This window comes from Limosilactobacillus mucosae DSM 13345 (assembly GCF_001436025.1).
In the GTDB taxonomy this organism is placed as follows: domain Bacteria; phylum Bacillota; class Bacilli; order Lactobacillales; family Lactobacillaceae; genus Limosilactobacillus; species Limosilactobacillus mucosae.
In genome coordinates this window covers 80211-93868 of sequence record NZ_AZEQ01000009.1, presented here as the reverse complement: position 1 = coordinate 93868, position 13658 = coordinate 80211, and the positions used below count along the sequence as shown (strand labels likewise).

The 13658-nt window shown below is 47.1% G+C and carries 11 protein-coding genes; 10 read left to right on the top strand and 1 reads right to left on the bottom strand.

What is annotated here, in order from left to right; genetic code table 11:
- On the top strand, positions 1-2828 hold a 2828-nt coding region (locus FC47_RS05365), incomplete at its 5' end, for an LPXTG cell wall anchor domain-containing protein (protein WP_155519147.1).
- 266 nt (positions 2829-3094) lie between these two features.
- On the opposite strand, the gene thrC is transcribed toward FC47_RS05365, so the two are convergent.
- A complete protein-coding gene (thrC, locus tag FC47_RS05360; protein WP_056968301.1) occupies positions 3095-4588 on the bottom strand; it encodes a threonine synthase in 1494 nt (497 codons plus the stop codon).
- 130 nt (positions 4589-4718) lie between these two features.
- Between thrC and FC47_RS05355 the strand changes: the two genes are divergently transcribed.
- The 9 genes from FC47_RS05355 to FC47_RS05315 all read left to right on the top strand — a co-directional run bounded on the left by FC47_RS05355 (position 4719) and on the right by FC47_RS05315 (position 13593).
- Positions 4719-6002: a homoserine dehydrogenase gene (locus FC47_RS05355; RefSeq protein ID WP_048344936.1), complete on the top strand. Its 1284-nt coding sequence runs from the start codon at positions 4719-4721 to the stop codon at positions 6000-6002.
- An 11-nt stretch (positions 6003-6013) separates the two neighbouring features.
- Positions 6014-6877, top strand: coding sequence for a homoserine kinase (gene thrB, locus FC47_RS05350; RefSeq protein ID WP_056968298.1), 864 nt, complete (start codon positions 6014-6016; stop codon positions 6875-6877).
- 456 nt (positions 6878-7333) lie between these two features.
- Positions 7334-8527 (top strand): MFS transporter, encoded by a 1194-nt coding sequence (locus tag FC47_RS05345; RefSeq protein WP_056968296.1) that lies wholly within the window; start codon positions 7334-7336, stop codon positions 8525-8527.
- Between the two features lie 3 nt (positions 8528-8530).
- Entirely contained in the window at positions 8531-8791 is a 261-nt protein-coding gene (locus FC47_RS05340) for a chorismate mutase (RefSeq protein WP_033935532.1), read from the top strand.
- 52 nt (positions 8792-8843) lie between these two features.
- Positions 8844-10010, top strand: a complete 1167-nt coding sequence (aroC, locus tag FC47_RS05335) for a chorismate synthase (RefSeq protein ID WP_056968295.1) — start codon at positions 8844-8846, stop codon at positions 10008-10010.
- A gap of 12 nt (positions 10011-10022) precedes the next feature.
- Complete coding sequence (aroA, locus tag FC47_RS05330; protein ID WP_045025334.1) at positions 10023-11327, top strand: 3-phosphoshikimate 1-carboxyvinyltransferase; 1305 nt, start codon at positions 10023-10025, stop codon at positions 11325-11327.
- Positions 11324-12172, top strand: a complete 849-nt coding sequence (locus FC47_RS05325; protein WP_056968293.1) for a prephenate dehydrogenase — start codon at positions 11324-11326, stop codon at positions 12170-12172. Before aroA ends, FC47_RS05325 begins: the two co-directional genes overlap by 4 nt.
- 11 nt (positions 12173-12183) lie before the next feature.
- Positions 12184-12702 carry a shikimate kinase gene (locus FC47_RS05320; protein ID WP_045025515.1) on the top strand — a complete coding sequence of 173 codons (519 nt, stop codon included), beginning with the start codon at positions 12184-12186 and terminating at the stop codon, positions 12700-12702.
- 438 nt (positions 12703-13140) lie between these two features.
- Positions 13141-13593: a helix-turn-helix domain-containing protein gene (locus FC47_RS05315; RefSeq protein ID WP_045025335.1), complete on the top strand. Its 453-nt coding sequence runs from the start codon at positions 13141-13143 to the stop codon at positions 13591-13593.
- The last annotated feature ends 65 nt before the right edge of the window (positions 13594-13658 follow it).

Genomic DNA, 13658 nt, shown 5'->3' with positions numbered 1-13658 from the left:
CCGATGCTTACAAGAACGCTGATTCCGAAAATCAAAAGACTTTAGATGACTCTATCAAGCAAGGTCAAGACGTTCTGGATGATCCAACGGCTGATCAAAAGAAAGTGGATGATGCTGATCAAGCCATCAAAGATGCTTTGAAGAATCTGAACGGTCAAGCCACTGACAAGAGTCAGCTGCAAAATGATGTCAACCAAGGCAACCAGACTAAACAAGATGACAAGTACCGGAATGCTGATCCAGACAAGCAAAAGTCACTGGATGACGCTATCAATCATGGTCAGGATGTTTTGAACGACCAGAATGCTGATCAAAAGACAGTTGACCAGGCTGATCAAGCCATTAAGGACGCTTTGAAGAATCTGAATGGTCAGGCAACGGATAAGAGTCAATTGCAAAAGGATATCGATCAAGGCAACCAGACCAAGCAGGATGACAAGTATCGGAACGCTGATCCAGATAAGCAGAAAGCCTTGGATGATGCCGTCAACCATGGTCAAGACGTTCTGAATGATCCAACTGCTGATCAAAAGAAAGTAGATGATGCCGATCAAGCTATCAAAGACGCTTTGAAGAATCTGAACGGCCAGGCAACTGATAAGACGCAGCTGCAAAAAGATGTTGATCAAGGCAATCAGACCAAGGATGATGATTCATACAAGAACGCTGATGCTGATAAGCAAAAGGCTTTGGATGATGCCATCAAGCACGGTCAAGATGTTTTGGATGACAAGAATACCGATCAGAAGACGGTTGATGATGCTGACCGGGCCATCAAGGACGCTTTAAAGGATCTGAATGGTCAAGTAACGGATAAGAGTCAACTGCAAAAAGACGTTGTTCTCGGCAATCAGACCAAGAATAAGGATACTTACAAGAATGCCAGTCAAGACGCTCAAAAAGCGCTGGATGATGCCGTCAACCATGGTCAAGACGTTTTGAACGACCAGAATGCAGATCAAAAGACGGTTGACCAAGCTGACCAAGCAATCAAGGATGCTTTGAAGAATCTCAATGGTCAGGCCACTGACAAGACCCAACTGCAACAAGACATCAACCAAGGCAACCAGATCAAGCAGGATGACAAGTATCAAAAAGCTGATCCAGATAAACAAAAAGCCTTGGACGACGCGGTCAAGTATGGTCAAGACATTTTGAATGACCCAACTGTTGATCAGAAGACGGTAGATGATGCCGATCAGACTATCAAGGATGCTTTGAATGATCTGAACGGTCAAGCAACCGACAAGACTCAGTTGCAAAAGGATGTCAATCAAGGCAACCAGGCCAAAAATGATGACTCTTACAAGAACGCTGATGCTGATAAGCAAAAAGCTTTGGATGATGCCATTAAGCACGGTCAAGATGTTTTGAACGACAAGAACGCCGATCAAAAGGCGGTTGATGATGCCGATCAAGCCATCAAGAACGCTTTAAAGGATCTGAATGGTCAAGTCACTGACAAGACCCAGTTGCAAAAAGACATCAACCAAGGTAACCAGATTAAGCAGGATGACAAATATCAAAAAGCGGACCCAGATAAGCAAAAGGCTTTGGATGACGCCATCAACTATGGTGAAGACGTCTTGAATAACAAGAACGCCGATCAAAAGACGGTTGATGATGCTGATCGTTCTATCAAGGATGCTTTAAAGGATCTGAATGGTAAGGCTACGGACAAGAGTCAACTGCAAAATGACGTTGATCAAGCCAGCCAAACCAAGCAGGACGACAAGTATCGGAATGCTGACCCAGACAAGCAAAAGGAACTGGACGATGCAATTAAGCACGGTCAAGACGTTCTGAATGATCCAACGGCTGACCAAAAGACGGTTGACGCAGCTGATCAAGCCATCAAGGACGCCCAAAAGGATCTGAACGGTCAGGCCACTGACAAGAGTCAACTGCAAAAAGACGTTGACAAGGATAAGCAAACCAAGCAGACGGACGCCTACAAGAACGCCAGTCAAGCCGTTCAAAAAGCTCTTGATGATGCAGTCAACTATGGTGAAGATGTCTTGAATGACCAGAATGCCGATCAAAAGACGGTCAACGACGCCGACCATGCAATTACAGACGCTTTGAAGAATCTGAATGGCGAGACAACGGATAAGAGTCAATTGCAAAAGGACGTCAACCAAGCCAGCCAGGCTAAGAATACTGATACGTACAAGAACACTGATTCAGACAAGCAAAAGGCCCTGGATGACGCGATCAAGCACGGTCAAGAGGTTCTGAATGATCCAACGGCCGATCAAAAGACGGTTGACGCAGCCGATCAAGCCATCAAAGACGCCCAAAAGGATCTGAACGGTCAGGCAACGGACAAGGGTCAGCTGCAAAATGACGTCAACCAAGCCAACCAGATTAAGAACGGCGATGCCTACAAGAACGCCAGTCAAGCTGCTCAAAAGGCGCTGGACAATGCCATCAAGCATGGCCAAGACGTGCTGAATGATCCAAATGCAGATCAGGAGGCAGTTGATGAGGCCGCTGCCGAACTTGAGCAGGCAATGAAAGCAATTCAAGGTAATGATTCTGAAATTCCTAATGATAATGGAACTAACCAGAACGGAAATTCTCAAAGTGCCGCAACAGCAACCGATAGCAAGAGCCAGAATAATGACTCGACTGCAATCCAAGCACCAAATAGCCAATCAAGTGCTGAGAACCAAAAGCAGAATGGTCAGTCAAATATGCAGACGCTGCCACAAACGGGTAATCAAGAAGGTGCCTGGACCGTACTGACGGGATTAATGGCAACCATGCTGGGTAGTTTGGGATTGATGCTCGGTAAAAAGAAAGGACATGATGAAGAGAAAAATTAATTAAGCATTAAATAAGAATTTTAAAGCCATTACTCAGCCTTAAAAGGTCAGGTAATGGCTTTTTTATTATCGAATCAGCTTAACATAACAGTACAAATTTACCTTAATCAAAATCTAAAACAAAAACAGCCAAATATCGCTTCGGCGCCCGAAAGTCAAGCCAAAACTCCATACAAAAATAGCGCCATATCAAGTTTGATCGGCTTGATACAGCGCTATTAGATATTTTTCGAAAATGGTCAAATATTATTTCTACGCCAATTCGACTACTTCAGCTTCAGAACCGCAGCAATCAGTTTTTCCATTTCATCAGGTGCAACCAGCGACTCCTTACGTGGCTGATATTCAAACAGCTCCTTAACACCGGCCGTCAATTCACCACCAACCAAATCATGCAGCTGCTTAATAGCTGGCATACCTTGCTGATCAGTGTCGCGACCAGTCAGCGCATGGTAGACGGTTTCTGGGAATTTATATGGGCTGGCCGTTGAAACAATGATCATTGGCGTCTGATCACCAGTTTCTTTTTGGTAGCTGCGCGCTACAAATGAGCCAACTGCGGTATGCGGATCAATCAAATAGCCGCTGGTTTCATAGACATATTTAATCTCACCCGCGACCTGGCTCTGCGTAGCGTAACCAGCCGCAAATTCAGAATCCAGCTTGGCTTTGGCAGCAGCAGTGATCTGATACCAGCCATCATTTTGCAGCCGGTCCATTAATTCCTTAACGCTGGCAGCATCTTCATCATAAACGTCAAACAAAAGTCGTTCCAGGTTGCTAGAAACCAGAATGTCCATGGCTGGTGCAGAGGTCAGGTGGAACTCCCGGCGCCGGTCGTATTTACCTGTCTTAAAGAAGTCGGTCAAGACATTGTTTTCATTTGAAGCACAGATCAGCTTATTGACAGGCAAGCCAAGCTTTTTGGCGTACCAGCCGGCTAGAATGTCACCAAAGTTTCCAGTTGGTACGGTGAAGTTGATCGCATCGCCAAGTTTGATCTGGCCTTGTTCCACCAGCTGACCATAAGCGGCGAAATAGTAGACAACCTGTGGAATCAGCCGGCCGATATTCATTGAGTTGGCAGAGGAGAACTGGTAGCCATTGTCAATCAAGCGCTGGTTAAAGGCATGGTCGTTAAAGATATGCTTGACTTCAGTCTGGGCATCGTCAAAATTACCTTTAACAGCCACAGCGGTAAGGTTTTGCCCCGGCTGGCCAAGCATCTGCTTTAACTGAACTGGACTAACACCACCATCAGGATAAAAAACAATGACCTGAGTGCCATCAACATTGGAAAAGCCGCGCATTGAAGCCGTGCCCGTATCACCAGACGTTGCGGTTAGGATTACGATATCACGATCAACCCCATTGAGCTTAACGGCTTTGGTCATCAATTGTGGCAGCATCTGCAGGGCAATATCTTTGAAGGCCAGGGTTGGACCATGATAAAGCTCAAGATAGTTAAAACTTGCTTTTTGTTTACTCAATGGCGCGATTGAATCGTCATCCCATTGACTGGCATAGGCTTTGACTGTACCATCAGCCAACTGGTCTTCAGGATAGTCATCAAAAAACCATTGCAAGATCGTCTTTGCCAGTTGCTGATAGGGCAGCTGGATTAATTTCTCCAGATCGTACGCTGGTTTGGGAAAGTCAACCGGAACGTACAATCCGCCATCTGGGGCCAGTCCTTGAACAACAGCGTCACTTGATTTTAATGTATCTTTAACATTACCACGCGTACTGCGATAGTTCATTGTGATCCTCCATTCTTAATACGGTAGTGATTTGGTAGAATTCTTTTAAATATTGTAGCCTATGGATAGTCCATGTTACAATCATAAATATGAAAATTTAATTAAAAACTACAGAGAATGGAGTAGCGCTATGGAAACTGTCAAACTGGGAATGCTGGGGCTGGGTACGGTCGGCTCTGGTGTTTTAGAAATGATTGAAAACAACGAGAGTAAGATTCGCAATATTGTTGGTCGTGAACTGTCAGTTAAAACAGTTGTGGTTCGTCATCCAGAAAAGCACCAAAATGCAGCTGCTGACATCAAACTAACAACTGAATTTGAAGAAGTGCTTAATGATAATGAGATTCAAATCGTCGTTGAGCTGATTGGGGGAATTCATCCTGCCAAAGAATATATCGAGCGTCTGTTAAAGGCACATAAAAGCGTTGTAACTGCAAACAAAGACTTGATTGCTTCATACGGTCCGGAACTAGCCGCTCTAGCTTACGAGAATCACTGTGACTTGATGTATGAAGCCAGTGTAGCTGGGGGGATTCCAATCCTGCGTACGATCGTCAACAGCTTTGCAGCCGACAACATTCTAGAGGTTAAAGGGATCGTTAATGGTACGACCAACTATATTTTGACCCAGATGAACCAAAAGCACTGGACATATGATGAGGCACTAAAGAAGGCGCAAGAGCTTGGTTTTGCTGAAGCAGATCCGACCAATGACGTCACTGGTAAAGACGCGGCCTACAAGATGATCATCTTGAGCTACTTTGCTTTTGGGACGCAGCTTAAGATTGATGACTTTAAGACTGAAGGAATCGACACTTTAAATGCTTTTGATGTCAGTCAAGCTGAATCGCTCGGCTATGTTATCAAGCTGGTCGGTTCAGCCAAGGTTATCAATGGTGGTGTTTTTGTTGATGTTGCGCCAACCTTGGTGCCGGAAGATCATCCATTGGCAACGATCAACAATGAGTTCAATGCCGTTATGGTTACCGGTAAGGCCGTTGGGGACACGCTGTTTTATGGGCCAGGTGCTGGTGGACTGCCAACTGCCAACAGTGTTTTGAGTGATATTACTTCAGAAGTCAAGAATCTGATCATGGGCACCAGCGGTCATGCGTTCAATACTTATCAAAATGAGTATGTACCGGCAGATCCGGACGATGTTTCCTACCCATACTATCTTTCGCTCACGATGCCGGATGTTTCTGGTCAGATGCTTAAATTTACTAAGATCATGGCTGATATCAAAGCCAGCTTCAGTCAAATCGTGCAGTCGCCAATCAAGGATGAGGGGATTGCTCATGTTGCCGTAATTACGCATGAGCTGTCGCAAAGTCAATTGACTGAGCTTAAACATCAGCTGCATAATGCCGACTCGATTAAGCTGAATGCGGCTTACAAGGTTTTGGAAAACTAGGGGGAATGATTATGCAGATTAAAGTGCCAGCTTCCAGTGCCAATCTGGGTCCAGGATTTGATTCAATCGGCATGGCAGTGTCACTTTATTTAACGCTGGACGTGTTGGAACCAAGCGATAAGTGGGTGATTGATCATGATTTTAAAGATCTGCCGCATGATGAATCCAATATGATCATCGATACGGCATTAAAAATCAAAGCCGACCTGCCGCCGCATCATTTAAAAATGCAGTCGGCCATTCCGGTAGCTCATGGTCTGGGCAGCAGTTCCAGTGCCATTGTTGCTGGGATTGAACTGGCCAATGTCTTAGGCAAGCTGCAGTTGAGCAATGATGAGAAAGTAGCAATTGCCTGTGAGATTGAAGGGCATCCAGATAACGTAGCGCCAGCAATTTTGGGGGGATTGGTGATTGGTACCAATGTCAATGGCCATTTTGACGCCATTAAAGCGCCATTGCTGCCTTACGCGCTGGCAGTCTACATTCCTTCGTATAATCTAAAAACCGCCGATGCTCGAGCCGTACTGCCAGACAGCATGACGCTCAAACAGGCAACGCATGGCAGCGCGATTGCTAATGTCTTGGTAGCCGGACTGTTTGCCAATCGCTATGATCTGGTTGGTGAATTGATGGAGGCTGACGAGTTTCATGAGCAGCCGCGCGCCAAACTGGTACCGGAGCTAGCCAAGATTCGCGAAATTGGACATGAAGCTGGGGCGTTGGCAACCTATTTAAGCGGTGCTGGGCCAACTGTTATGACGATTATTGACAAACAAGGAATTCCACGATTTAAGCAGCTGCTTTTACAGGCAGGCCTTAGTGATCCATTATTGGAAATCGAACCTGATACGGAAGGTGTTCAGGTAGTTGATTAGTTAAAAATGAGAATTAGCTGCTGTTTATTTGTTTGAAAAGGCTAAAATACCAAGGAATCAAAAATAATCAATCTTTTTTATAATTAGAGGTTGACGAGATAAAATTAGAGTGTTTTAATGTTAACAACAAATTATTGAAAGGAGAAGTAATTATGAAACTTCAATGCCAAAATCGACCAGCGTTTTATTTCGGCTTTGCTTATTATGCTTTCGGATAGCGTTCGTGCTGCTCAGGCGCGAACGCGAGACGTTTAGCGCTTGAGCAGAGTCGCATTTTGGCGCGTCTTTGCCGGGCAACTCAAAATCCAGCAAAGATGAAACTTACTTCTTCTTTAAATAACCAACCTTAAGTACATCCCTTCATAAAAAGTATTGTGCAGAAGGTCAGCTGGATTGATGAGGCAGACGTCTCAAAACTGGCTGACTTTTTTAGTACCTGACTAAGGGGGATTATTTATGGAGATTGCAAAAAATCAGATCGATACAACTGCTAAAAGACGTCTTTCCGTCAGTCTGTACCTCAACTACTTGGTACACGGAATGGGTTTGATTGTTTTGGCCCAGAACATGAACAGTCTGGGCACGGCTTGGAATCAGCCCATCAAAATCGTTTCCTTCGTAATTTCGGGGATCGGGATTGGCCGCTTGATCTCATACCTGATTACCGGCTTTTTATCGGACAAGATCAGCCGCAAGTTTTTTGTTGAATTAGGGATGTTCTGCTACGCGGTATTTGCGCTTGGCATGCCAATGGCGAAAAACATCTGGATTGCCTACTTCTTTGCCATCCTGGCGGGGGTCGCCAATTCATCGCTTGATGCCGGTACTTACACGACTTTTGTGGAGATGAATGGCGGAAATGGAGCCTACACGATTCTGATTAAGGCCTTCGTTTCCGTTGGTGAGTTCATCCTGCCAATTCTGGTTACGATTCTGGCTGGTCAGGGAATGTGGTTTGGCTGGAGCTTCATGGCAATGGTCATTTTGCTGGCCATCAACTTCTGTCTGATTCTGCCACTTAAGTTCCCAGTTGCCAATCAAGCTGATGGCAGTGCCGTTAATGAGCGGGAATCTGAGATCAAAGGAGTTGCCAAAAAAGTCATGACTGGCGCGCTGGTTGTCTACGGCTACTCTTCAATGGCTCTGATGATCTGGTTTACGCAATGGATCACGATGTTTGCTCAGCAGACGATGCACATGTCAGATGGCGCGGCCCATTTCTTGCTTTCGCTTTACAGTATCGGCTCAATCACTGGGGTTTTGGTACTGTTTGCCTTATTGGGACGCAACGTTAAGGAATCGCGCCTGTTGCTGATCGTAAACGCAATTGCCTTAGCAGCCCTGTTGGTGATCATGCAAAGCGGACAGCTGCTTTTGACGCAGATTGCCTCGTTCGCATTCGGTTTCAGCGCGGCCAGCGGAATCATGCAGACCGGCCTGACGATCTTCATGAAGCTTTACCCAACGCACCGCGGCATGATTACTGGCGTCTTCTACTTCTTCGGCAGCATTGCCTCGTTTACGGTACCAATCATTACCGGGATGCTTTCCGACATCAGTATGGCCGCAGTTATGGCTGGTGATCTGGTGATGGCAGGAATTGGGATTCTGGTATCTGTCATCGTACTGCTTGCTGAAAAGAAAGGATAACAGATGGAGACTCCGAAATTAAACGCTCTGCGCGATCAGATCAATGACATCGATGAAAAAATGCTGCAATTGCTTGAGCAGCGTTTCGCCATTGTCAAAGAGGTGGGCATGGTCAAGCAGGCTGCCAATCTGCCGGTAAAAGATGAGGCACGCGAACAGGCGGTTTTAACTCGCCTTAGAGGACAGGTCACGGATCCGTCTTTAAAGCCAGCTATTCAGGCGATTTTCCAAACTATCATGGATGAGGCCAAAAAGCTGGAGTAATGAGTTTGAGATATTGAATACGGAACAGGAAAATTAGAAAAGAGGAACATTTATGAACTACTTGACTGCCGGTGAATCGCATGGACCACAGCTGACGGGGATCTTAGAGGGAATCCCTGCTGGCCTGCACTTGGATGTCGATCAGATCAACCAAGCGCTGGCCGCTCGCCAAGGAGGCTATGGACGTGGCAACCGCCAAAAAATCGAACATGATACGGTTGAGATCGTCGGTGGCGTCCGTCATGGCGTAACGCTGGGCTCGCCAATCGCATTGACAGTCAAAAATTGCGATCATGCGCATTGGTCAGAGATCATGAATCCGACATCGCCGGCCACACCAGAAAATACCGTGCGCAAGGTTAACCATCCGCGTCCTGGGCATGCCGATCTGGTTGGCGGAATGAAGTACAGACATCGTGATCTGCGCAACGTTTTGGAGCGATCATCAGCACGCGAGACGGCCATGCGGGTTGCAGTCGGCAATATCTGTGAACAGCTGCTGGCCGCATTGGATATTTCAATCGTTGGTTACGTACAGCAGGTGGGCTTTATTGATGCGCGCGGCAACCAACCAGCCAATGTCAAGGCGATCCAGATGCTGATTGCACAAAACGATCTGCGGATTATCGACAATTCCAAAGTCGAGGCGATTCATCAATTGATTGATCAAACCAAGCGCAATGGCGATACGCTGGGCGGAGTGATCCGCGTCGTTGCCGAAAACGTGCCAGCTGGTCTGGGGAGTCATGTCAGCTGGGATACCAAATTAGATGGCAAACTGGCCGCAGCCGTAATGGGCGTCAATGCCATGAAGGGAGTCTCAATCGGTGACGGATTTGAAAACGCGGTGCGGCTGGGCAGTCAAGTAATGGATGAGATCAGCTGGGATCAAGAAACCGGCTACTCACGCCTCAGCAATCATCTTGGTGGTTTTGAAGGCGGGATGACCAATGGAATGCCAATTATCATCAACGCGGCGATGAAGCCAATTCCGACCTTATACAAGCCGTTGCAGACCGTTGACGTCACCAGCCATGAACCGGTTAAGGCCAATGTCGAGCGCTCTGATACGACCGCGATCGTGCCGGCATCTTTGGTGGTTGAAAATGTCGTTGCCATCGAACTGGCCAAGGCAATTACGGATGCATTTGAAGCTTCCAGTCTGGAACGCCTGCAAGAAGAAGTCGCAGCCTGGCGTCAGGAAATGCGCGAATACTAAGGAGGAAACGTCATGAAAAAATTAGTCACGGCACCCTATGGACTGCACGGATCATTGACGGTTCCTGGCGATAAGAGCATCTCACATCGGGCGGTCATGCTTGGTTCAATCAGTAAGGGCAAAACGGTGATCCATCATTTTTTGGCAGGTGACGACTGTCTGTCAACTTTGGCGGCTTTTAATGCCATGGGGGTCAAAAGTGAGCGGGATGGCGAAACCGTCATTATCTATGGCAACGGAATCGACGCGCTTAAAGAACCTGCTCAACCACTTGATATGGGCAACTCGGGGACGACTACCCGGTTGCTGATGGGGATCTTGGCGGGCCGTGACTTTGAGACGCGACTCTTTGGGGATGCCTCACTGCAGAAGCGCCCGATGAAGCGGGTCAGTGAACCCTTGAGTCATTTTTTAGGGGCGCGAATTGAGCTAACCGATAATGGGACGCTGCCGGCAACAATCTACGGACAAAAGCTGCATGGGACTCATTATCAAATGCAGGTAGCCAGCGCCCAGGTCAAAAGCGCGCTGATCTTTGCTGCATTGCAGGCTGATACGCCGTCAACCATCATCGAGAAGCTGCCAACCAGAAATCACACTGAGATCATGCTGAATCAGTTTGGTGCCAATATCGAAACTGCGGCGGATCAAAAAACGATTCGTGTCATGCCAAAACCGGAATTGACGGGACAAACGGTTGAAGTGCCGGGTGACATCTCATCGGCAGCCTTTTTCTTGACAGCAGGAGCAATTGTTGCGAACTCTAGAATCAGACTGGAACGTGTCAACCTTAATCCCACGCGAACCGGTATCATCACTGTATTGCAGAAAATGGGCGCGGATCTGCAGATTGAAGCACTGCCAACCGATGGCGAGCCGTTGGGCAATATTACGATTGCGACCAGTCAGCTCAAACCGATTGAGATTGAAGCCGAAGACATTCCGGCCGTGATCGATGAGTTGCCGCTAGTGGCGCTGCTGGCAGCCTGTGCCGCGGGAACCAGCTCGATTCGTGGGGCTGAGGAGCTGCGGGTAAAAGAAACGGATCGAATTCAAACCGTAGTCGCCGAACTGCGTAAACTAGGCGTTGAAGTGGAAGAACTGACGGATGGCATGATCATCAAGGGAAGAAGTCAGTGGGCAATCAATGATGATCAGCTGGACAGCTATGGTGATCATCGCATTGGTATGATGGATGCGATTGCGGCTCTTAAGGCAGATCGGCCGCTGCAGCTCGCTAATGCTGATGCAGTCAGCGTTTCTTACCCTGGATTCTTCCAGGATCTAGAACGGCTTTTGGGAGGCGACCTGGCATGACGACGGTGTTTGTCAAAGGATTGGGGCTGATTGGCAGTACGCTGATTCGCGCGATTCGGCAAAAGCATCCCCAATATCGCATTGTGGGTAGCGATATTTCAACGGCTACGCTGGATTTTGCTATTGAACAGGGGCTGATTGACGACGCGGGAACCAATCTATACCAAGCGGATCAAGCTGATTTTATCATCCTTGCCGGGCCAGTCTCTGCAATCGTAAAAGACCTGCATGATCTGGCACGGTTAGAACTAAAGCCAGGGGTGATCATTACCGATGTCGGCAGTACCAAGCAGACGATTATTGATGCTGCCCAGCCGCTGATTGAGCGTGGCGATGTCTTTATCGGCGGGCATCCAATGGCCGGTTCGCATGAATCAGGCATTCAAGCTGGTCGAGTCAATCTTTTCAAAGACGCCTACTACTTTTTGATTCCAACCAGCGGCTCAAAGGGCGTTAGCGAACTTAAAGATCTTTTAAAAGGTCTGAACGTCAATTGGTACTTAATTCATGCTCGTCAGCACGATAAGATCGTTGCGCAGCTCAGTCATGTTCCCCACGTGATTGCGACTGCTCTGATGACTCAATCGGCGGCTACTTTTAAGGATCATCGCGAGCTTTTGAAGCTGGCGGCGGGGGGCTTTAAGTCAACGACCAGAATTGCCAAGTCAGATCCGACCATGTGGAGCGCGATCATGCACAATAACCGTGAGCTGATCGTTCAACAGCTTGACGAATATCTAAACGAGCTGCAGTCACTGCGGCAGGCAATCGCCGCCGATGATCAAGAAAAGCTTTTTGCCGTATTTTCAAAAGCCAAGGCCGATCGAGAAGAACTCGATCATTAGGAGGAAGCAAAATGGAACTGATTTTGATAGGATTTATGGGAAGCGGCAAAACTACCGTCAGTCTGCTGCTGGGTGAGATGCTGAACACACCAGTCACTGATTTGGACGTTGAAATCGTTCGGCGCGCGGACATGCCAATCGCGGACATTTTTGCCCAAAACGGCGAGCCATACTTCCGTCAGCTGGAACATGATACCTTAGCCGAGATTCTGAAATCTGACCAAGGAATTTTGGCAACTGGTGGTGGAACGCCGATGCGCCCTGACAACCTGGCCATGCTTAAAGACACGCCGACGCCGGTAGTACTTTTGAAAGCCAGCGCGACTGAAACGCTGCGGCGAATTGGCGGTGACAATGGTCGGCCGCTGGCACAGTCACTGGACGAAAAGGGCATTGCCGACATGCAGGCCCAGCGCCAGGTCAACTACAATGCCTGTGCTGATCTGACCATTAAAACGGATGGCTTGAGCCCAGCTGCCATTGCTAAAGAGATTATCAGCTTTTTGAATCTGCCAGTATCAGCGAGCTAAGTCAGCTGATACTTTGGAGCGTTTGTCAAATCGTATTGGCAAGACCAATTCTCTGCTTCCAAAATGAAGTGGGGAATTTTTAATTTTACGAACATCCGTTTGACAAAATTAGGCTGATGCGTTAAGATGAATTTTGAAGATTTTGTGAATTTGTGGATTTCGCCAAGCATACATGCGACGACGATAATTTAGAAATTTACAAATTTGCGGAGTGCCGGTCTAAACGCTGTTATTTGCAATGCTCCAAGCTGTGAGGTTCGATTCCTCACCTCCGCGATTGCCAAGCACAATTGTTTGGCAGGGGCAGCTAGCCCTCAGTGGTTAAGGAATCTCATGTCAGTGGGCATGGGATTTTTAAAAACAATTTGCATAAACCGCTTACAAAGGATCGATAAAGTGATATCCTATAGCTTAATTAATTCAGAGAGGAAAATGGACATGAAGAAAAAAGACATCCGTAAACGACTGGAAGCCCGTTTTGAAGAACTGAAAGACAATTCTTATGATTCTTATCAGGCAATGCATAAACTCACTAATGACCTGGGTGAAAAAATCGGTCAGGATAACCTTGACTTCTTTGCCCGTCATGTTAAGGGTGGGCTGACCAAAAAGAAGATGACGAATCTGATCTATGCTGCCACGCACCAAAAGCCGCTGGAAGAAGCTGTTAAATTAGATCCGGCTGCCAAGCTGGCCTATCGCATCATCAAACTGCGCCAAGATAAAGGCTGGACACGAGAAACCCTTAGTCATGCGGCTGGCGTTCCGTTAGCTGAGCTTAATGCATTGGAAGAAGCTAAGGCGCAAACCGTCAGCCTGGTTGATCTGCAAAAGCTTAGCAATACTCTTGATGGCAAGATCAAGCTGTCGTTTAAACCGGAAAAAGAATAGCTGAACTGGGCAAAATAAAAAAGAGATCAATTACTTCGTTGATCTCTTTTAATTATGGTCAGCCA

Bases quoted from the DNA above. Each gene is read 5' to 3' on its own strand.
- FC47_RS05345 (WP_056968296.1), top strand. From the start codon at position 7,334: ATGGAGATTGCAAAAAATCAGATCGATACAACTGCTAAAAGACGTCTT.
- aroA (WP_045025334.1), top strand. From the start codon at position 10,023: ATGAAAAAATTAGTCACGGCACCCTATGGACTGCACGGATCATTGACG.
- FC47_RS05325 (WP_056968293.1), top strand. From the start codon at position 11,324: ATGACGACGGTGTTTGTCAAAGGATTGGGGCTGATTGGCAGTACGCTG.
- thrC (WP_056968301.1), bottom strand. From the start codon at position 4,588: ATGAACTATCGCAGTACGCGTGGTAATGTTAAAGATACATTAAAATCA.
- aroC (WP_056968295.1), top strand. From the start codon at position 8,844: ATGAACTACTTGACTGCCGGTGAATCGCATGGACCACAGCTGACGGGG.
- FC47_RS05340 (WP_033935532.1), top strand. From the start codon at position 8,531: ATGGAGACTCCGAAATTAAACGCTCTGCGCGATCAGATCAATGACATC.
- thrB (WP_056968298.1), top strand. From the start codon at position 6,014: ATGCAGATTAAAGTGCCAGCTTCCAGTGCCAATCTGGGTCCAGGATTT.
- FC47_RS05355 (WP_048344936.1), top strand. From the start codon at position 4,719: ATGGAAACTGTCAAACTGGGAATGCTGGGGCTGGGTACGGTCGGCTCT.
- FC47_RS05315 (WP_045025335.1), top strand. From the start codon at position 13,141: ATGAAGAAAAAAGACATCCGTAAACGACTGGAAGCCCGTTTTGAAGAA.
- FC47_RS05320 (WP_045025515.1), top strand. From the start codon at position 12,184: ATGGAACTGATTTTGATAGGATTTATGGGAAGCGGCAAAACTACCGTC.